This is a genomic window from Rhodococcus sp. NPDC060176, from assembly GCF_042728675.1.
Taxonomy (GTDB): domain Bacteria; phylum Actinomycetota; class Actinomycetes; order Mycobacteriales; family Mycobacteriaceae; genus Rhodococcus_F.
The window spans coordinates 1001788-1021777 of the sequence record NZ_JBHWYS010000002.1 but is presented as its reverse complement, the minus strand read 5'-3'; the positions used below and the strand labels follow the sequence as shown (position 1 = coordinate 1021777).

Annotated in this window: 19 protein-coding genes; 13 read left to right on the top strand and 6 right to left on the bottom strand. The window is 64.0% G+C overall.

Going from position 1 to position 19990, the window contains the following annotated elements; translation table 11 throughout:
* Window positions 1–3 precede the first annotated feature (3 nt).
* Complete coding sequence (locus tag ACFWEM_RS13135; protein ID WP_230812622.1) at window positions 4–627, bottom strand: acid phosphatase; 624 nt, start codon at window positions 625–627, stop codon at window positions 4–6.
* Window positions 628–698: 71 nt separating this feature from the next.
* Here ACFWEM_RS13135 and ACFWEM_RS13130 point away from each other — a divergent pair, with 71 nt between their 5' ends.
* Entirely contained in the window at window positions 699–1496 is a 798-nt protein-coding gene (locus ACFWEM_RS13130; RefSeq protein WP_378534032.1) for a ParA family protein, read from the top strand.
* Window positions 1497–1511: 15 nt separating this feature from the next.
* On the opposite strand, the gene ACFWEM_RS13125 is transcribed toward ACFWEM_RS13130, so the two are convergent.
* Window positions 1512–2714: a hypothetical protein gene (locus ACFWEM_RS13125; protein WP_378534030.1), complete on the bottom strand. Its 1203-nt coding sequence runs from the start codon at window positions 2712–2714 to the stop codon at window positions 1512–1514.
* A gap of 9 nt (window positions 2715–2723) precedes the next feature.
* Window positions 2724–4313, bottom strand: coding sequence for a DEAD/DEAH box helicase (locus ACFWEM_RS13120; RefSeq protein WP_378534569.1), 1590 nt, complete (start codon window positions 4311–4313; stop codon window positions 2724–2726).
* Window positions 4314–4713: 400 nt separating this feature from the next.
* Here ACFWEM_RS13120 and ACFWEM_RS13115 point away from each other — a divergent pair, with 400 nt between their 5' ends.
* The gene (locus ACFWEM_RS13115) at window positions 4714–5409 is read left to right on the top strand and encodes a ferritin-like fold-containing protein (RefSeq protein WP_029255047.1); all 696 of its coding nucleotides are present in this window, start codon (window positions 4714–4716) and stop codon (window positions 5407–5409) included.
* 107 nt (window positions 5410–5516) lie between these two features.
* Window positions 5517–5747, top strand: coding sequence for a DUF3107 domain-containing protein (locus ACFWEM_RS13110; RefSeq protein ID WP_230812632.1), 231 nt, complete (start codon window positions 5517–5519; stop codon window positions 5745–5747).
* A 71-nt stretch (window positions 5748–5818) separates the two neighbouring features.
* Here the strand turns inward: ACFWEM_RS13110 and ACFWEM_RS13105 are convergent, their stop codons facing one another.
* Window positions 5819–6490, bottom strand: a complete 672-nt coding sequence (locus ACFWEM_RS13105; protein WP_230812633.1) for a TetR/AcrR family transcriptional regulator — start codon at window positions 6488–6490, stop codon at window positions 5819–5821.
* A gap of 330 nt (window positions 6491–6820) precedes the next feature.
* Between ACFWEM_RS13105 and ACFWEM_RS13100 the strand changes: the two genes are divergently transcribed.
* Genes ACFWEM_RS13100 through ACFWEM_RS13090 form a run of 3 tightly spaced genes read left to right on the top strand, consistent with a single transcriptional unit; the run spans window position 6821 to window position 10002 of the window.
* Window positions 6821–7867 (top strand): DUF3152 domain-containing protein, encoded by a 1047-nt coding sequence (locus ACFWEM_RS13100; RefSeq protein WP_378534567.1) that lies wholly within the window; start codon window positions 6821–6823, stop codon window positions 7865–7867.
* Between the two features lie 47 nt (window positions 7868–7914).
* On the top strand, window positions 7915–9102 hold the full coding sequence (moeZ, locus tag ACFWEM_RS13095) for an adenylyltransferase/sulfurtransferase MoeZ (RefSeq protein WP_378534028.1): 1188 nt from the start codon (window positions 7915–7917) through the stop codon (window positions 9100–9102).
* A gap of 45 nt (window positions 9103–9147) precedes the next feature.
* Window positions 9148–10002: a TIGR02569 family protein gene (locus tag ACFWEM_RS13090; RefSeq protein ID WP_007731227.1), complete on the top strand. Its 855-nt coding sequence runs from the start codon at window positions 9148–9150 to the stop codon at window positions 10000–10002.
* Here the strand turns inward: ACFWEM_RS13090 and ACFWEM_RS13085 are convergent.
* Window positions 9999–10679, bottom strand: coding sequence for a FadR/GntR family transcriptional regulator (locus tag ACFWEM_RS13085; RefSeq protein ID WP_378449208.1), 681 nt, complete (start codon window positions 10677–10679; stop codon window positions 9999–10001). The genes ACFWEM_RS13090 and ACFWEM_RS13085 overlap by 4 nt on opposite strands.
* A 104-nt stretch (window positions 10680–10783) precedes the next feature.
* On the opposite strand from ACFWEM_RS13085, the gene ACFWEM_RS13080 reads away from it, so the two are divergent.
* The 7 genes from ACFWEM_RS13080 (at window position 10784) to ACFWEM_RS13050 (ending at window position 19103) form a co-directional block, all read left to right on the top strand.
* A complete protein-coding gene (locus ACFWEM_RS13080) occupies window positions 10784–12046 on the top strand; it encodes a CynX/NimT family MFS transporter (RefSeq protein ID WP_378534026.1) in 1263 nt (420 codons plus the stop codon).
* A 113-nt stretch (window positions 12047–12159) separates the two neighbouring features.
* Window positions 12160–13560, top strand: coding sequence for a nitrate/nitrite transporter (locus ACFWEM_RS13075; RefSeq protein WP_230813212.1), 1401 nt, complete (start codon window positions 12160–12162; stop codon window positions 13558–13560).
* A 52-nt stretch (window positions 13561–13612) separates the two neighbouring features.
* Window positions 13613–16114: a nitrite reductase large subunit NirB gene (gene nirB, locus ACFWEM_RS13070; RefSeq protein ID WP_378534024.1), complete on the top strand. Its 2502-nt coding sequence runs from the start codon at window positions 13613–13615 to the stop codon at window positions 16112–16114.
* Between the two features lie 90 nt (window positions 16115–16204).
* Window positions 16205–16618, top strand: coding sequence for a nitrite reductase small subunit NirD (gene nirD / locus ACFWEM_RS13065; RefSeq protein ID WP_378534022.1), 414 nt, complete (start codon window positions 16205–16207; stop codon window positions 16616–16618).
* Window positions 16615–17775, top strand: coding sequence for a uroporphyrinogen-III synthase (locus tag ACFWEM_RS13060; protein ID WP_378534020.1), 1161 nt, complete (start codon window positions 16615–16617; stop codon window positions 17773–17775). Before nirD ends, ACFWEM_RS13060 begins: the two co-directional genes overlap by 4 nt.
* The gene (locus ACFWEM_RS13055) at window positions 17762–18511 is read left to right on the top strand and encodes a sirohydrochlorin chelatase (RefSeq protein WP_378534564.1); all 750 of its coding nucleotides are present in this window, start codon (window positions 17762–17764) and stop codon (window positions 18509–18511) included. The genes ACFWEM_RS13060 and ACFWEM_RS13055 overlap by 14 nt, the downstream gene beginning before the upstream one ends.
* Window positions 18456–19103: a maleylpyruvate isomerase family mycothiol-dependent enzyme gene (locus tag ACFWEM_RS13050; RefSeq protein ID WP_378534017.1), complete on the top strand. Its 648-nt coding sequence runs from the start codon at window positions 18456–18458 to the stop codon at window positions 19101–19103. Before ACFWEM_RS13055 ends, ACFWEM_RS13050 begins: the two co-directional genes overlap by 56 nt.
* A gap of 51 nt (window positions 19104–19154) precedes the next feature.
* On the opposite strand, the gene ACFWEM_RS13045 is transcribed toward ACFWEM_RS13050, so the two are convergent.
* On the bottom strand, window positions 19155–19922 hold the full coding sequence (locus ACFWEM_RS13045; RefSeq protein ID WP_378449202.1) for a hypothetical protein: 768 nt from the start codon (window positions 19920–19922) through the stop codon (window positions 19155–19157).
* Window positions 19923–19990: the final 68 nt, after the last annotated feature.

Genomic DNA, 19990 nt, shown 5'->3' with positions numbered 1-19990 from the left:
ATCTTAAGCCTCGACCAGTGGCGGCACGTTGTGATGAACGAGGTGGGTGGCGCCGTGCTCGTAGCCGAGAACCGTGTATGCACCCGGGAACAATGCGAAACGCTTTCCTTCCGTCACCGGGAGCTCGAGCCAGCGTGCGATGAGTGCGCGCGAGAAGTGTCCGTGCCCGATCAAGATCACGTCCCGCTCGGGTAGTTGTGAACGCACCATCGACAGCACCATGTCGGTGCGGGCATGGATCTGATCCGACTGCTCGCCGCCGGGGCACGGGTGCGTCCAGACGGTCCAGTCGGGCACTGTTGCGCGAATCTCGGGCGTCGTGAGGCCCTCGTAGTCGCCGTAGTCCCATTCGGAGAGCGCATCCCAGGTTCGCTCCTCCGGAAGGCCGGCGAGATCACCGGTCAACTGAGCGCGCAAGCGAGGACTCGTGAGAATCATGGGATTGCGGAGGTCGAGTGTCCGCAGGCGGTTTCCGGTCGCGGTGGCCTGCATCTCGCCGAGCGGAGTCAGCGGAACCTCGGTCCGTCCCGTGTGTTTCCCGGTGCGTGCCCACTCGGTTTCACCGTGGCGCATGAGTACGACGCGAGCGTTGAGAGGTATAGCCGAGGGGGCGGACTGGGAAGCCATGTGGACCATCATTGCAGGCTGCCTCGCGTGTGTAGCTCGCCTCCTGGCGCGAAGTGCGCAAGGATCTACGTGTGACGACGGTTCTCGCAGTGGCGAATCAAAAGGGCGGCGTGGCTAAAACCACCACAGTCGCCTCCCTCGGTGCGGCTTTGTCCGCGCTCGGACAGCGAGTCCTGGTGGTGGATCTCGACCCGCAGGGCTGCCTGACCTTCTCGCTCGGACACAATCCGGATCGCCTCGAGCGTTCGGTCAACGAGGTCCTGGCGGGTGATCTCGACGCGGTTGACGCCGTGCTGCAGACGGAAGACGGCATGGACCTCCTGCCGGCGACCATCGACCTCGCGGGCGCCGAAGCCCTGCTCCTGATGCGACCCGGTCGCGAGTTCGCGCTCAAGCGGGCGCTGTCTCCGCTCCTGGGTAGTTACGACGTCATCATCATCGACTGCCCGCCGTCGTTGGGAGTGCTCACACTCAACGGATTGACTGCGGCGCAGTCGGTTCTGGTCCCGTTGCAATGCGAGACCCTCGCGCACCGCGGCGTCGGACAGCTGCTGCGTACGGTTCGTGAAGTCCAGGCCATCACCAACCCGGATCTTGTTCTGCTCGGCGCACTTCCGACTCTGTACGACGCTCGGACCACTCACAGTCGCGACGTGCTCGCCGACGTCAGCGACCGCTACTCCCTGGCCGTTCTGGCGCCGCCGATCCCACGCACAGTCAAGTTCGCGGAGGCCTCTGCTTCGGGTGCGACGGTGCTCGCGGGACGAAAGAACAAGGGCGCGGACGCCTATCGTGAACTCGCCGACAATCTTTTGAAGCATTGGGCTGGAAACGAAGTCGTGACTTTCGCGCCGGAACTGACGCTCTGAGCGCAGCGAGAAGTACTAGCGCAGCGCGAACACGGTGTCGCCGCGCTGTTCGAGAATCGTCTCGCCCGCACTGGCGAGCACGATCGGTGTCGTCGTCTCACCGCGGTCGACGGCGATCATGCGCTGAACCGTTCCGTCCGAAGGACTGACGGCTGCAATGCCGCCCGGAACGGGGATGAGCATCTGACCGGCGACCATGCTTCCGGGCCCTGACGTTCCGTTGACGATCCACGTCGGAGCAAGATCGCTCAGGCGTAGGTTGACGGTCTGGGAGCCGGTCCACCACGTGATCGAAGCCTTGTCGGCGTGGGTGCGGGCGCCTTCGGTCACCGCTCCCTCGATCGGATAGTCGACGATCGGATTGCCGGATCCGTCGAAAATGCTTATGCGAGAAACAGTTCCGTTGGCTGCGGGGAGATAGACCGCCGTCTTTTCGCCGGCCACGGCAAGCAGGCGGGCGCCCTCGGAGTCGAGGAGAATCGCGGATCCGTACTCTTCGGGTTCCTGGGCGTCCTTGGGTGCGGGATTCATCACCGTCAACCTGTTGGAGGCTTCACCGGGGCAGCGTTCGAGTACCGAGACTCGGTTGGCGCTCGACGCGGCATCGAGCAGCGTGCATCCGGTGCGGGGTTGCTTGTTGGGGTTGACCTTCGCGTCGACCCGGCCGTACTCGAGGGTTCGGACGAGGTCCGAGCGCCACAGTTCCATTCGCTCACTGCCGCGCGAAATCAGGTAGGTGCCGTCCGCTGAAAGGCTGACCGCGGAATCGGCGTCGCTGTTGCGTTGGTCCTTGCGGGCACCGGTGTCGGCGACCAGTGACGTGACCTGCGAGCAACCACGATTGTCTTGGTAGACACCGACGACGCGATCCCACGAACCGATCGCGCCGCACAGCGGGATGTTGCGCGCGTACCGCCACACTTCTTCGCCCGTAGCCGGATCGCGGCCGATCACTTCGGAACCGTCGGCGGTGACGACGGCATTTCCGACGGTGATGGGCGCCGTCGAGGCGGCGCTGGGGGATTCCCACGTCTGCCTCAGGATGTCGGGCAACAACACCGACGTCGACAGAGGTGGGAGTGACGTGTCAGCGGTGACCGAGGTGGTTCCGTGCGCATCACTGCGCAACCACACCACGGTCACCGCTACGACTACGGCCAGCGCGAGAGCCAGCGCACCGATCAGATCTGAGCGAGTACGCCTTTCAGGAGCCAGCACATCGGCAGCTTACTCTGCGGCGCCTGCCGTCGCGGTAGCCGCGGGGCGACGACGCCGACGTCGACGCGGCTTGGCTGCTCCGTCGTCGTCCGTGTTCTCGGCACCGGTTGCGGCGGGTGCCGAAGGGGGAGCGGTGGTCGCGGTAGCGGTGGCGCCGGTCGCGGCGTCGGCCGAAGCGCCGGCGCGGGTCCGGCGACGGGTCCGGTTGCGGCGGGGAGCGGCCTTCTCTTCGGTGCCGTCCGAGTCGGTCGTCTTCGGCGCGTCTACCTTGTCCGTTGCGGCCTTCTCGGGCGCAGCCTTCGCCTTGCGGACAGTGCCCTTGGCATCGGCCGGAATCGACAGCTCTTCGTAGAGGTGCGGCGAGCTCGAGTACGTCTCGACCGGGTCGGGGATTCCGAGGCTCAGGGCCTTGTCGATGAGCTGCCAGCGAGGGATGTCGTCCCAGTCGACCAGTGTGACCGCGATGCCGGTGCGGCCTGCACGGCCGGTACGACCGATGCGGTGGACGTAGGTCTTCTCGTCCTCGGGGCACTGGTAGTTGATGACGTGGGTGACGTCGTCGATGTCGATACCGCGGGCAGCGACGTCGGTGGCGACCAGAACGTCGACCTTTCCGTTGCGGAAGCCCTTCAGTGCCTTTTCACGGGCGATCTGTCCGAGGTCACCGTGGACGGCACCGACTGAGAAGCCGCGCTCGGCAAGATCGTCGGCAACCTTCTGGGCGGTGCGCTTGGTGCGGGTGAAGATCATCGTCGCGCCGCGACCTTCGGCCTGCAGCACGCGGGCGACCATCTCGGCCTTGTCGAGTGCGTGTGCACGGTAGATGTGCTGGCTCGTGCGGTCGTGCACTGCGGAGGATTCGGCCTCTTCGGCGCGGATGTGCGTCGGCTGCGTCAGGAAGGTGCGCGCCAGGGTGATGATCGGGCCGGGCATCGTCGCGGAGAAGAGCATCGTCTGACGCTTGTCAGGGACCATGCCCATGAGGCGTTCGATGTCGGGCAGGAAGCCGAGGTCGAGCATTTCGTCGGCCTCGTCGAGGACGAGGACGCCGACCTTGCCCAGGATCAGATGCGACTGGTTGGCGAGGTCGAGAAGGCGGCCCGGGGTACCGACGACGACGTCGACGCCCTTCTGGAGTGCCGAGATCTGCGCCTCGTACGGCCGGCCGCCGTAGATCGGCAGAACCTGGAGACCACGATCGCCGACGCGAAGGTACTTGCTGGCGTTCTCGAGGTCGCGGGCGACCTGGATGCACAGTTCGCGGGTGGGAACGATGATCAGGGCGCGGGGCGTGCCGTCGAGGACAGCCGTGCCGTTCTCGGCGGTGACGATGCGATGCAGAAGCGGGACGCCGAAACCGAAGGTCTTGCCCATTCCGGTTCGTGCCTGACCGATGAGGTCGTCACCGGCGAGAGCCAATGGAAGGGTGAGTTCCTGGATGGCGAAGGTGCGCTCGATGCCGATCTCGTTCAGCGCGCGGACGATTTCGTCGCGGACACCGAGCTCGGCAAAGGTCGGGGGTACGTGGGTGTCGTCGAGCTGGACGGAAACGGTGTTCTCGGTTGCTTCGTCTTCGTGGTCGACAGTGATCTTGCTCAGGGGACTAGCCTTTCCTCGTGGCGGTACGCACGCACAAGGTAAGGGGCCAGGCCGTAAGTCGGCCGATGTCGATGCCCTCTTTTTCTTCGGTCATGCCTACGCCTCAGCACTGAATTCCACTCGGACGAATTCGAACCGTCCGGAGATCTCGGCGAAGCGGGCAACAACCGTCGATGCAGGTGCGCGCACATTATCGGTGGGGTCCGCGTGAGCACAGTCGTGTCGGCTGATCTAAAGCAGCCGTCCCGGCTAACCATAAGAGCCGGGGGAACTGGCGAACTCCCAAGACCATTGTAGCTGCACATTGTCCGCCCCTCGCGATGACATGTCGAAGATCACCGAATCGGACATGCGGTCCTTGGCGGTCGCGTCGGCCGTCGAAGCACTACAGTTCGTAGTCATGGGCGCACACGATCTTGATGCTTCGACGGACGCTGGAACCGGAGGCCGAGTCGCTTCCGATCACCCTGGCGTGATCGATTTGTTTGCCGTTCTCGCGTATGGCGAGATTTCGGCGTTCTACCGTTTGGCGGAAGACGCACAAATGGCACCGGACCTGCGCGGCAAGGTGGCGTTCGCCAGCATGGCCGCCGCCGAGATGGACCACTTCGAGACTCTCGAAACAGCGTTGACGGAACGTGGCCACGAGATCTTTGCCGTCATGGACCCGTTCGTTCGCGCTCTCGACAATTATCACGCGTCGACCACGCCGTCGACGTGGCTGGAATCGCTCGTGAAGGCGTATGTCGGAGACGGAATCGCTGCCGATTTCTACCGCGAGATCGGGCATTCACTCCCCGCGGATGTGGCCGAGATCGTGGAGGACGTGCTCTCTCAAACGGGCCACTCGGAGTTCGTGGTGCTCGAGGTGAAGGCTGCAGTAGAGGCCAGTACCCGCGCCAAGGACCGGTTGATGTTGTGGGGACGCCGACTCCTCGGTGAGGCGATCACACAGGCGCAGTTCGTGTTGGCGCAGCGTGAGGACCTCACGGATCTGGTGATCTCGGCCTCCGGCGATCTCAACGGAGTTGTTGCGTTGTTCGACGGTATGCAGGCCAAGCATGCCGAGCGGATGGCGATCCTCGGACTCGTCTAGGTGCCTGTTCGCTCTGGGCACAGCGTGCAGAGGAGCGTGGGCGGTCGCTGCTGCATTAGCCTTGCGTCGACAACGGATGTAATTCACGAACAGTTCGGAGGTTGACCGTGGAGGTCAAGATCGGTGTAATCGACAGCCCGCGTGAGCTCATCGTCAACAGCGAACAGACCCCTGACGAGGTCGAGACACAGGTCGCGGCTGTCCTCGGCGGCCGTGAGCCGGTTCTGGCACTCGTCGACGACAAGGGCCGCAAGTTCCTGGTGCAGGCTGCTCGTGTGGCGTACGTGGAGATCGGCCCGTCCGATATCCGCAAGGTCGGGTTCGCGCCTACCGTCTGACGCGTAGCTGTAACAGCAGAATGGGCGGGCAGTCGTTACGACTGCCCGCCCATTCTCGTTCTGGGGTTCGGTTACTTGGTTTCGGCCTGCAGCGGCACGTGGGAGAGGCCGCCCCACGCCAGTGCCACCGTGATCTCGACGGCTTCTTCCTTGGGAATGGGCCGGGCAGCTTCGAGCCAGTACCGCGCGGTGAACTGGCTGGCACCGACAAGCCCGACGGCAAGGATGCGTGCGCGATACGGATCGAGTCCGGAATCCTGGCTGACCAGGTCGAACACGGCGTCGACGCAGGCTTCGGTGGCTTGTTCGACGCGCGTCTGCACCTGGGGCTCGCCCATGATGTCGGACTCGAACACCAGGCGGAAACCCTGCGAGTCGTTGTCGACGAAGTCGAAGAACGCCTGGACTGCGGCGCGGACACGCTGTTTGTTGTCCGTCGTCGATCGCAGGGCTTGGCGCACTCCCGAGATGAGACTGTCGACGTAGCTCTGGAGAACCGCTACGTACAGCTCGAGCTTGCCTGGGAAATGTTGGTACAAGACTGGTTTGCTGACACCGGCGCATTCGGCGATCTCGTCCATACCGGCCGAGTGGTACCCGTTCGCGACGAAGACCTCGCTTGCCGCTGCGAGGAGCTGGAGGCGGCGCGCATCGCGGGGGAGTCGGGTGCTGCGACGTGTTCCGGCAGGCTTGCCGGCCGTTGTACCGCGATCGGAGTCTGTCCGATCCGCGAGTTCTGTCATGTCGCTTCCAATCTGAGCAAAAGTAAAATTCGGTCGGCGCGCGGATCCGCGAGTCGCGTGTGCGTACCCGCCAGTATCCTCCGTCACACCGGTCGTAACCGAATGAACGATACCGTGTATCGCCCGGGCGAGCCGCGTGTGCCTCGGTGAGCGAGACCAGCGGTCTTTCTCGTTACAGAACGGGTTGCCATGACACGCCAGGACCAGCAGGTTTCGGTCAGCCTGGGCGAGCGACTTGCCGTGTGTGAGATTCTGGACGACGTGACTGACCCAGGGGGACCGCGCATGCGTGGACGAACTACGCAGAACCCTGATCGTGAGGAACTTCGAATGCGTAGCGGAACTGGAGCACCCCGCGACGAACGTCGGCCGGAGGTGCCGGACGATCGTGCCTACGGTGAACGCGACTATCGAGGCATTTCCTCCCATCAGCCTTTGCGTGCCCAATGGGATCCGACCAAACGAGAAGTGGGCCGTACGCCGCGCAATCCGCGGCCGGACCGGGCAGCGCGAAAGCAGAGCAAGCTCGGGCGCTTCGTCTCGACGTACGGCTGGCGGGCCTACGCGATCCCGGTCCTCGTGGTGCTCACCATCCTTGTGATCGTCGATGCAGTACGTCCGGACACCACCGAGTCCGCGAGTAAGACGTCGGCCACCGCCGACCTCGCGCACAGCACCGACGGAACCGACGTCATCGGCGCACCACCGGTCGGAGACGGAACTTTTGCGTCGTCGATACCGTCCGGTGCACTTCCCGACGGTGGTCCGTTCACCGTCGCCGGCGGTGGTACGTGGCATGTCGTACCGGGTACGACGGGCAAGGTCGGACAGGGAACCGAACGCGAGTTCACGTACACGGTCGAGATCGAGGACGGCGTCGACACCACCGGCTTCGGCGGTGACGAATCGTACGGACGCATGGTCGATCAGACACTGGCCAATCCGAAGAGTTGGACCAACGATCCCAAGGTCGCGTTCCGGCGCGTCGACGCGGGTGAGCCGGACTTCCGGATCTCCCTGACCTCACAGATGACTATCCGCGAAGGCTGCGGCTACGAGATCGAACTCGAAGGATCCTGCTACAACCCGAGCATGGACCGAGTCCTGCTCAACGAACCGCGGTGGGTTCGAGGCGCCATTTCGTTCCAGGGTGACATCGGTTCGTATCGCCAGTATCAGATCAATCACGAGGTCGGCCATGCCATCGGTTACGCCGCTCATCAGCCGTGCGAGACCGAGGGCGGACTCGCGCCGATCATGATGCAGCAGACCTTCGGAACCGCGAACAACGACATCGCTAGGCTGGATCCCGAGGGCGTCGTTCCGATGAACGGACTCACGTGCCGCTTCAATCCGTGGCCGTACCCCCGAGCGTGACCGGATCAAGAACCCCTGATCTCGTCTTGAACTAGGAGTGTTTCGCGGTGTCTGCAACACCCGTCGTATTGCCACCACTGGTGGAGCCGGCAGCCGAGTTGAGCCGGGAGGAAGTTGCCCGATACAGCAGGCACCTGATCATTCCGAACGTCGGCATGACCGGTCAGAAGCGGCTCAAGAATGCACGAGTCCTCTTCATCGGCGCCGGTGGATTGGGATCGCCTGCACTGCTCTATCTCGCCGCTGCAGGAGTGGGCACGATCGGAATCGTCGAGTTCGACGAGGTCGACATGTCGAACCTGCAGCGTCAGGTGATTCACGGACGTTCCGACGTCGGACGCCCGAAGGGGGTCAGCGCGAAAGAGTCGATTCTCGAGATCAACGAACACGTCGACGTCCGGTTGCACGAGTTCCGCCTGGACAACTCCAACGCGGTCGAGTTGTTCTCCGAGTACGACCTGATCCTCGACGGCACGGACAACTTCGCGACGCGGTACCTCGTCAACGATGCCGCCGTGATCGCTGGAAAGCCGTACGTATGGGGCTCGATCTACCGTTTCGAAGGGCAGGTCTCGGTCTTCTGGGAAAACGCCCCGGACGGCGCGGGACTGAACTATCGCGACCTCTACCCCGAGGCGCCGCCGCCGGGCATGGTCCCCTCGTGTGCCGAGGGCGGTGTTCTCGGAGTCCTGCCGGCGACCATCGGTTCGATCATGGCGACCGAGGCGGTCAAGCTCATCACCGGTATCGGTGAACCTCTTCTCGGACGCCTGATGATCTACGACGCACTTGCGATGACGTTCCGGACGATCCGCCTTCAGCGTGATCCGACCAGAGTTCCGGTCACCGCCTTGATCGACTACGACGCGTTCTGCGGTGTCGTGTCCGAAGAGGCGAGCGCTGCCGCTGCCGGCTCGACGATCACGGCGCCGGAACTCAAGGCCATGATCGGCGAGGGTCGATCGATCGAATTGGTCGACGTACGAGAACCGGTCGAATGGGACATCATGCATCTGCCGGGGGCGGTGCTGATCCCGAAGGACCGCATCCTGTCCGGTGAAGCCCTGGCGACCTTGCCGCAGAACAAGCAGATAGTCCTGTACTGCAAGACCGGAATTCGTTCGGCCGAGGCGCTGGCCTTTCTCAAGAACGCGGGCTTCGCCGACGCAGTTCACGTTCACGGCGGCGCGATCGCCTGGGCGAACCAAGTGGATGCGAGTCTGCCGGTCTACTAGGCGCGCCTCGCGGGAGGCAGCGGTGCGCACCGGTAGCGTTGTGGTGTGAGCACAGGCCAACCTCCCCAGCACGTGTGCTCCACCTTTGGCCTACGTGAAGTCGACCCCATCCCACTCGGTGCGGATTGGGACGGCGGTTGGCTGTGTGGAGACGTCGTCCTTTCAGCAGTCGCGGATCATGCCCGCGCAGCGTGGTCGGCGAAGGTGCGAGAGAACCTCGAAGTCGACGGTGTTCGACTGGCTCGGCCGGTGCGTTCGACCGACGGTCGGTACGTCGTCTCGGGCTGGCGCGCCGACACATTCATCGTCGGATCGCCGGAACCGCGTCACGACGAAGTGGTCTCGATGTCCTGCCGACTGCATGCGGCGACGGCCTCGCTCGAGCGCCCGCGCTTCCTTGCACAACCGCCGGTGCCGCCGTGGGCCGAGGTCGACGTATTCGTCGCGGCTGATCGCGCGGCGTGGGAGACGGTCCCGCTGAGGATCGCGAAGGGCGTCGAGCAGCTCGAGACGCCTACGCCGGACGGCCGCAAGAGTTTGGAACTGATTGCCGGGCTCGCGACTTTGCGTAAGCCGGTGCAGAGTCCCGACCAGCTCGTGCACGGCGATTTGTTCGGGACCGTGCTGTTCTCGGGCAGTATGGCGCCCGGAATCACCGACATCACGCCGTATTGGCGTCCGGCAGCGTGGGCGGCCGCCGTCGCGGTGGTCGACGCGATCTCGTGGGGCGGTGCCGACGAGGCGCTGGTCGGCCGTTGGGAAGACCTACCCGAGTGGCCGCAGATGCTTCTACGTGCGGTGATGTTCCGCTTGGCCGTTCATGTTCTGCATCCTCGCTCGACGGCGGACGCGTTTCCGGGGCTGGCCCGCACGTCCGACATCGTGCGCTTGCTGCTCTAGAGGGCCGCACCTGCACCGAAGTCCGAGACCAGGCCTTCGAACAACTCGCGTGCGGCGTTCGAGGCGGCCACCGTGTCCCCGTCGACGACAGCCTCGACGAGCTTCGCGTGCTGCGAGTGAAATCCCTCACCGGTCGCATCGATGTGCTGTTGAATCGTGGTTTCGATGACCGGGAGCAGGGAGTCGTAGAACTCCAGGTAGACCTCGTTGTGGCTGGCCGCGACTATCGCCCGGTGCAGGGCGACGTCCGCAGTGGTGGCGGCGTCGATGTCCTGGCCTTCCCACGACGCGGTGCGGAGCGCGAGTAAGCGCGTCAGTTCGGCGATGTCGTCTTCGGTTCGGCGTGCGGCGGCGAGAGTGGCCGCGGTGATGTCGAGCGCGCGCCTGAGTTCGAGCACATCCCGCTGGTGGGCGCCGGCAAAGTAGTTGCCGAGAGTGCCGCCGAGGTCGGAGAGGGCAACGACGTAGGTGCCCGATCCCTGACGACGTTCCAGCATTCCGGCGTGAACGAGCGCCTGGACCGCCTCGCGCACCGTGTTGCGTCCGGTGCCGGTCAGCTCCGACAGTTCCGGTTCGGTGGGGATTTTGGAGCCGATCGGCCAGGTTCCGCTCCGGATTTCGTTGCGGAGTTGTTCGGTGACCTGCGAGATGAGGCTTGCGCGTCGAACGGGTTGCACGTGGTGTTTCCTCGGGTCCGGGTTGTGACTCTGGGTCGTGGTGTGAATGTGACGTTAGAGTACCGCGCTTGTGCGAGTTCGTCCGGTCATCCTATGATTTGCCGGTGACTGCTCAACTGGAGAGAACCGAAACCCGCTCGTTGGTGCAAGGCCGTGTGCTCGTCTTCGCCGCTATTGCGATGTCTGCGCTCGTACTTCGACTTGCGGTGACCTCCTTCTCGCCGTTGGCGGCAGAGATTCGCGACGAGATCGGCTTCTCCGCCTCGATCGTCGGCGTCTTCGGCATGGTTCCGACCGCTATGTTCGCGATCTTCGGTCTCATCACCCCGGCCATCGCGAAACGGATCGGGCTCGAACGCACCGCCCTCGTCGCGATGCTGATGGCGGGCGTCGGAATGCTGTTGCGCGCCATGATGTCTCAGACGTGGTCGTTGCTGGCTCTGTCGGCTCTGGCGCTGGCCGGCATGGGAATCGGCAATGTCGTGATCCCGCCGTTGGTCAAGCGGTACTTCTCCGATCGCCTCGCCACCATGAGTTCGGTCTACATCGTGGCCGTGCAGATCGGCACCATCGTTCCGGCGTTCGTCGCCGTTCCGGTTGCCGACGCCTTCGGGTGGAGGTTCTCGATCGGCTGGTGGTCGGCCTTCGGCTTCGCCGCCGCAGTGCCGTGGTTGATCACCCTCGCTCGCTCACGCAAGGCTCGTGCGAACGAAGCCGGGTCCGTCGAGAATGCATCGGATTCTGTTGCGGCAGTGACGGAACAGCCGCGCGGTCAGGTCTGGCGTTCGCCCGTGGCCTGGGGAATGGCCGGCATGTTCGGCATGACTTCGCTGATCACCTATTCGATGTTCACGTGGATTCCCTCGATCCTTCGTGATGCCGGCGCCAGCGACGCATTCGGCGGAACCATGGTCGGTATGTTCTCCGTGATCGGGCTCGTCGCAGCTTTCGGGGCACCGACGCTGTGCGCCCGCATGGCCAATCCGTTCCCCGTCGTGATCGCGTGTGCCGTCTGCTACCTCGTCGGAATGGGCGGACTCTACTTCGCCCCGATGGCGGCACCGATCGTGTGGGTTGTCGTCCTGGGCCTCGGCCCGAGTACGTTCCCGATGTCACTCACACTGATCAATCTGCGCACGCGTTCGCACATCGGCTCCTCCGCCCTGTCCGGTTTCACCCAGGGCATCGGCTACTCCGTTGCCTGCCTCGGTCCGCTCCTGTTCGGCGTTTTCCATGACGTGTCCGGTGGATACGCTGCGCCGTTCGGCTTGCTCGTCGTCGCGGTGATCGTGGTGCTCCTGGGCGCCTACCAGGCATGTAAGCCTCGGATGCTCGAGGATTCCTGGCACGCACCCGCGAAAAACTAGCTCACACCCGGCCTTGTTACCGGGTGAGGATCAATTGACTTCGCGGTCATCGCGCGCAGCACCGGCGCAATAACAGTTTTCTACCTTTGGGTCTCCAACATATTCAGGAGGCCCTGGTGAGTCATTACATCGAGCATTGGGATGCAGAGGACGTCGACGCCTGGGAATCCGGCGGCAAGGACATCGCGAAGCGGAACCTGATCTGGTCAGTGGTAGCCGAACACGTCGGCTTCTCGATCTGGTCGATCTGGTCCGTGATGGTGTTGTTCATGCCGACGGATATCTACGGCATCGACGCGGCCGGAAAGTTCTTCCTCGTCGCAGTGCCCACACTCGTCGGGTCCGTCCTCCGCATTCCGTACACGGTTGCCACCGCACGCTTCGGCGGTCGCAACTGGACGGTCATGAGTGCTCTGTTCCTTTTCATACCAACACTTCTCACGCTCTACCTGATGATGAATCCGGGCGCGTCCTACACCACGTTCATGTTGGTGGCGGCCACAGCCGGCATCGGTGGCGGCAACTTCGCGTCGTCGATGACCAACATCAATGCCTTCTACCCGCAGCGCCTCAAGGGGTGGGCGCTCGGTCTCAACGCGGGCGGCGGCAACATCGGTGTGCCGATGATCCAGCTGATCGGCCTGCTGGTGATCGCCACCGTGGGTAACCGAGCTCCGTGGATCGTCTGCGCTGTCTATCTCGTGTTCATCGCGGCCGCTGCCGTCGGTGCTGCACTGTTCATGGACAACCTGGGCAACCAGAAGTCGGACCTGCGATCGATGGCCAAGGCGCTGAAGTTCTCCGAGTCCTGGGTGATCAGCTTCTTGTACATCGGTACGTTCGGTTCCTTCATCGGATTCAGTTTCGCCTTCGGTCAGGTTCTGCAGATCAACTTCCTCGCCGGCGGTGCCACTCCGGCAGCGGCGGCACTGCATGCGGCACAGATCGCATTCATCGGACCGCTCCTCGGTTCGATCGCTCGCCCCCTCGGCGGAAAGCTGGCCGACCGCATCGGTGGCGGCAAGATCACGATGTGGACGTTTGTGGCCATGGCGTTCGCGGCATCGATCCTCGTGACGGCCGGAACGATGGACGACAACACCGCGGGCGTCGCGAGCGCCGGGATCATGGTGACGTTCGTTCTCGGGTTCATCGCCCTGTTCCTGCTCTCCGGCATCGGAAACGGATCCGTCTACAAGATGATCCCGGCAATCTTCGAAGCGAAGGCTCAGAGCTTCGACCACATGGATCGCAGCGAGAAGGCAACGTGGTCGCGCAGCATTTCCGGCGCGCTCATCGGATTCGCCGGTGCGGTAGGCGGTTTGGGCGGTGTCGGCATCAACCTGGTCCTGCGCGCGTCGTACAGCAGCCCCGCGAAGTCGGCGACCATGGCCTTCTGGGTCTTCCTTGCCTTCTACATCGCCTGCATCGCGGTCACCTGGTTCGTCTTCCTGCGCAAGCCGTCGACACTGACCACGGACGTCGACGACACGAAGGTCGCCGTCACGGCATGACGACCGCTCCGCAGAATCTCAGAACTCTCTCGTACCTCAGGAAGTAGGCGTCATGAGCAAGTCGGTTGTTGTCATCGGACACGGAATGGTCGGACACCGATTCGTCGAGGCACTGCGTTCGCGCGACGAAGCGAACAACTGGTCGGTGACCGTGCTCTGCGACGAGCAGTACGCAGCGTACGACCGAGTCGGGCTGTCCTCGTACGTCGGAGCGTGGGACCCCAAGGAATTGGCACTGGCCGGCAACGACTACGTCGGCGACAGCCTGGTCGATCTCCGGGTCGGGGAGGGCGCGCTCTCGATCGACAAGGACGCCCGCACGGTCACGACAACCACCGGCAACACGATCTCCTACGACGCTCTGGTGATGGCGACCGGCTCGTATCCGTTCGTACCTCCCGTACCGGGGCACGACGGTGACGGATGTTTTGTCTACCGCACTCTCGACGACCTCGACGGCATCCGGGCTGCCGCCGACAAGGCGGGCCCTGGCGCTGTCGGCGTCGTGGTGGGTGGCGGTCTTCTCGGACTCGAGGCGGCAAATGCGCTCTCGCTCATGGGAATGACGGCACACGTTGTCGAACACAATGCGCGACTGATGCCGATGCAGGTCGACGAGGGCGGCGGCGCGCTGCTCGCCCGGCTCGTCACCGAGCTGGGGCTCACCGTCCACACCGGTGTCGGCACAGCAGGAATCTCTCAGGCCGACAACGGAATTGTGGTCGAGCTGTCCGACGGTTCCACCATCGACGCGTCGTTGCTCGTTTTTTCGGCGGGAGTTCGGCCGCGCGATCAGCTGGCCCGCGACGCCGGCATCGCGGTGGGTGAGCGCGGCGGTATCCTGACCGACCTCGGCTGCGTGACTTCGGATGAGAACGTCTACGCAGTCGGCGAATGTGCTGCGGTGGAGGGTCGTTGCTACGGACTGGTTGCTCCCGGCTACACGACGGCCGAGATCGTTGCCGACCGCCTGCTCGGCGGTGCCGCGGATTTCCCGGGCGCCGACATGTCCACCAAACTCAAGCTCATGGGTGTCGACGTCGCCAGCTTCGGTGACGCGATGGCGACCTCGCCGGGCGCTCTCGAAGTTGTCCTCAGTGACGCATCCAAGGGGACGTACGCGAAGCTCGTCGTCTCCGACGACGCGAAGATCCTGCTCGGCGGCATTCTTGTCGGTGACGCGTCAGCCTATGCGTCACTGCGCCCGCTGGTCGGTCGCGAATTGCCCGGCGACCCGGCGGCATTGATCTCGCCTGCAGGCGAGAAGCCGGGTGCAGGATCGCTGCCCGACGACGCCGAGGTGTGCTCGTGCAACGCGGTGACCAAGGGTGCCATCTGCGGCGCTATCGCAGCCGGTGCGTGCGACATCGCTTCGGTGAAAGCGTGCACCAGCGCCGGAACCACCTGTGGTGGTTGTCTTCCCACGGTCAAGCAGCTGCTGGCCGATTCCGGCGTCGTGATGTCGAAGGCGTTGTGTGAGCACTTCGCGCAGTCACGCGCTGAGCTGTTCCAGATCGTGCAGTCGACGCAGACCCGAACCTTCTCGGCTCTGATCGCCAAGTACGGCAAGGGAGCCGGCTGCGATATCTGCAAGCCGGTTGTCGCCTCGATTCTGGCGTCGACGGATTCCGATCACATTCTGCACCGGCAGCAGGCGTCGCTGCAGGACACGAACGATCACTTCCTGGCGAACATCCAGAAGAACGGTACGTACTCGGTGGTCCCGCGGATGCCCGGCGGAGAGGTCACGGGCGAGCAGCTCATCGTCATCGGCGAGGTGGCGCGCGACTTCGGCCTGTACACGAAGGTGACCGGCGGTCAGCGCATCGACTTGTTCGGCGCCCGCGTCGAACAGTTGCCGGCGATCTGGAAGCGTCTCGTCGACGCTGGGATGGAATCGGGCCAGGCATACGGCAAATCTCTTCGTACCGTCAAGAGTTGTGTCGGTTCGAGTTGGTGCCGCTACGGCGTCCAGGACTCGGTGGGTATGGCCGTCGATCTCGAGAACCGCTACCGCGGCCTGCGTTCGCCGCACAAGATCAAGTTCGGCGTCTCGGGTTGCGCCCGTGAATGTGCCGAAGCGCGTGGCAAGGACGTCGGCGTCATCGCGACGGAGAACGGTTGGAATCTGTATGTAGGCGGTAACGGCGGACAGTCGCCCAAACACGCTCAGTTGCTTGCCGGAGGCCTCGACGACGCGACCTTGGTCAAGTACATCGACCGCTACCTCATGTTCTACATCCGCACCGCCGATCGCCTTCAGCGCACCGCGCCGTGGGTCGAATCACTCGAAGGAGGGCTCGACCACCTCAAGGCCGTGATTTGTGGAGACAGCCTGGGAATCGGCGAAGAACTCGAGGCTCTGATGGCCAAGCACGTCGAGGGCTACCAGGACGAATGGGCTGGTGTGCTGGGTGATCCGGAGAAGTTGTCGAGGTTCGTCTCGTTTGTCAACGCACCGGAAGAAGCCGACCCGACGGTTGTGTTCGACGAGACCGGAGTGCGCAAGGTTCCAGTCCTGATGGGTATGCCGAGCATCCCTACGCGCCGGTAATAGTCGCGTAACCCGTGGGAAACACGGGGTCCGTAGAAACGTAGACAAGAACCCGCGCGACGTTGTCGCCGGATCGACAGGAGGACTTCGATGAGTGTCATCGATGCGCAGATCGCCAAGCTGGATTCGGATCGACTCGAATGGACGTCGGCCTGCCCGCTGAGCCATCTGATCCCTGGACGCGGGGTCGCCGTGCTTCTGCGCGGTGGCGAGCAGGTGGCACTGTTCCTACTCGAGGACGGCACGCTGAGAGCCGTCAGCAACTTCGATCCGTACGGACGCGCTGCGGTGATGTCGCGCGGACTCGTCGGCGACCGTGACGGTGAACCGATCGTGGTCTCGCCGCTGCTCAAGCAGGTGTTCTCGCTGGTCGACGGCCGAGCACTGGACGACTCCTCGGTCGCGCTGCCGGTATACGGGGTCCGCGTCTGGGCCGGTGTGGTTCAGGTACACAGCCTACAAATGCAGGGCGTTCGCTCGACTGTCCCCGATGCAGTCTCGTGAGTGACGACATGCCGTTGGCTGGATTCACGGTAGGTATCACCGCTTCGCGCCGCGCCGAGGAATTCGCGACGTTGCTGACTCGTCGGGGAGCCGATGTCATTCACGCTCCGGCGATTCGAATCATCCCGCTGGCCGACGACCGTGAGCTCGAAAGGGTGACGCAGCAGATCATCTCGGATCCTCCGGAGGTGGTTGTCGCGACTACCGGGATCGGATTCCGGGGGTGGCTGGAAGCCGCCGACGGGTGGGGCGAGGCCGAAAATCTCGGATCCGCGTTGGGCTCGGCTCGTCTGCTTGCGCGCGGGCCCAAAGCCAAAGGCGCAATCCGCGCAGCCGACCTGCGTGAAGAATGGTCGCCGGCGTCCGAGTCTTCCGCCGAAGTGCTCGAACATCTTCTTGCAGAGGGCGTCTCGGGCAAGAGAATCGCCGTACAGCTGCACGGTGCAACCACCGAATGGGAGCCGATTCCGGATTTCTGTCAGGTGTTGCGCGAGGCGGGTGCGGAGGTCATCGCGGTGCCGGTCTACCGATGGGAACCGCCGGAGGATCCGACGCTGCTCGACCGGATGATCGACGCCATCGCTTCAGCCGGAATCGACGCCGTCAGTTTCACCAGTGCACCGGCCGTAGCCTCGATGTTGATGCGAGCCGACAAGACCGGCGACCTCGGCGACATCCTCGACGCGATGCGAGGTCCGGTGGCGGCAATGTGCGTCGGCCCGGTGACGTCAGCGCCGCTCGAGGCGTTGAACGTGCCGACCACGGCTCCGGCGCGAGCGCGTCTCGGGGCGCTCGCGCGTCATATCGTCGACGAACTCCCGCAGCGAGCCAACAAGATTCAAGCCGGTGAACATGAAATCAGTATCCGTGGAGGATGCGTCGTCGTAGACGGTGAAGTGAAGCAGTTGCCGCCGGCGGCAATGTCGTTGATCCGCACGCTCGGGGCCAGTCCCGGCCGAGTCGTCTCCCGCGACGAGCTCCTCGCTTCACTTCCAGGTGGCGGCGGCGACACCCACGCCGTCGAGACCGCCGTCGCCCGATTGCGCGCGTGCCTCGGCGCGCCCAAAGCCGTTCAGACCGTGGTCAAACGAGGCTACCGACTTGCCCTCGACCCCGGCGACTACGTACAGAATTCAGGTGACTATGCAACGCGATGACGACGCACTCGTACTGGTAGCTCACGGCACGCGTAGTGCACGCGGCGTGGAAATGGTTGCCGCACTTGCCGAAGCCGTCGGCAAGCGCGTCGGGCGTACTCGCGTTGCCTTCGTCGATGTGCTCGGTCCGTCTCCTTCGGAAGTTCTCCGGGACACTCCGGGCCGAGCGATTCTCGTTCCCGCTTTCCTGGCGTCGGGCTATCACGTCCACACCGACGTTCGACGCGAAGTTGCGATCAGTGAGCACGCGGCCGTGACTGTGACGCCTGCTCTCGGACCCGATCCGGCCCTGGCGCGGGTACTGCTTGGACGATTGGCCGAGGCGGGGTGGAATCCGGATGACGCGATAGTGCTTGCTGCTGCCGGGTCCTCCGATGCCCGCGCGCTGCGAGACGTCGGACGCGCTGCACTGATGCTCGCCGAAGTGGCGGGAAATCGCGTGGATATCGGGTACATCGCGACCGGAGAACCGAAGGTAGCCGATGTTGTTGCAGCAGCACGCGTTCGCGGCGCGAAGCGAGTTTTTGTCGCCTCGTACCTCCTCGCGCACGGACTTTTTCACGAAAGGTTGCACGCTGCGGGGGCCGACGGTGTCACCGAACCACTCGGTGTCGACCAAGGAGTGGTGGACCTTGTCGTGAATCGGTATGAGAGTGCGCGAGGGGAACTAGTATCGCTGCATGACGTCTCACTCCGTAACACCGACGTATGCCGACCTGGTCGCAGCGGTTCGTGAATCCGACGTCAAGGCACAAGCTCTCATCGGTGAACTGACCGAAAAACAGGCGCGTGAGCCGTCCGGGCTACCCGGCTGGAGCCGGGGGCACGTCGTCACCCACATGGCGCGCAACGCCGACGCGCTGGGTAGATTTGTAGCCGGAGTACACCGCGGCGAGTCGGGGGAGATGTACCCCGGGGGTCCGGACGCGCGCAACGCCGCAATCGACGAAGGCGCCGATCGCCCGGCCGAGTTGTTGGCACTCGACTATCGCTTCTCGGGGACGAGACTGGTCGACGCATTGGCTGACCTCCCGACAGATCGACTGGACACGCCGGTTCCGTGGCGCAAACCTGTCACTGCTTTCGATCTTCCGATCCTGCGCTGGAACGAGATCGAGATTCACTTGCTCGACCTCGACATCGGTTACACCTGCCACGATTGGCCGGCCGCGTTCGTGGAGTTCACGCTCGCCAGTCAGTTGGGCGCACTAGAGACGGCTGTTCCGGGTGTACGAGTGCCGTCACTGTCCGACGCGGAGACCTTGGCGTGGTTGGTCGGGAGGCCGACGAGAGTGGGGCTGCCTACCCTGCCTGCCTGGCCGTTCTGAGATACAGCCTTTCTGAGACACAACCTTTCTGAGATACAGCCGTTCTGAGAGTTAGAAGAGGGTGGGGGCGCTGACGTCGTTGCGCGCTTGGGCGAGTCGCGCACTCCACCGCTTCACCAACCACATCTCGACGATCTCGGGTTGGGTGCCGGCGGCATAGGCCCAACTGTCGAGCAGTTCGCAGTACCGGCGGTAGCGGCGCGTCGTGAACCCGGTGACGGAAGGATCCTCGAGCCAGCCCTCGTGGATGAGCGTCGAGACGCCGTACTGGTCGATCATCTGAGCGCGTCGGCCTTCGTCCTGTACGCCCACCGCCCACATGAATGCGGCTATGAGCGATACCCCGACGCCGGGGGTGAGTGGCCAACCCGACCAGGTGTCGCGCCGAACGACGGGCATGGACTTGTGTTTCGAACAGTGGTCGAGAATGGCTGTGATCTGGGTCAGCGGGTCCTCGTCCTCGCGGTGATGCGGGTTGAAGACGTTGGGGAATCGCCGCGTGAACCGTCTGCTCTCGTGCGAGCCCTGCCAGGCTGCGCAGAGGAACAGCAGTCCGAGACCGTCGTGCTGGGCGACGACGAGATCGCTCGACGGGCGAAGGTCGTTGCGTTGAACGATGGCTCGGCCTTCGGTGATCACCTTGCCGTCCAGATCGCGCCCGCGCAGGCTGATCGTGTGGCCGGCATCCTCGAGGTGCGCGTTCCACCAGTCCAGGTCGACGGTCGCTTCGTCGTCGAGGACGTGCAGTGGAAAGGTGCGGGAGCGGCACCACTCGACCAATGCGTCCGGCGGTTCGAATCCTTCGTCGACACGATTCATGGCGCGATGATCCCACGAGTCGCCGACAGAAACCCGTCGACCTGATCGAACCGGACACTCGCGGTACG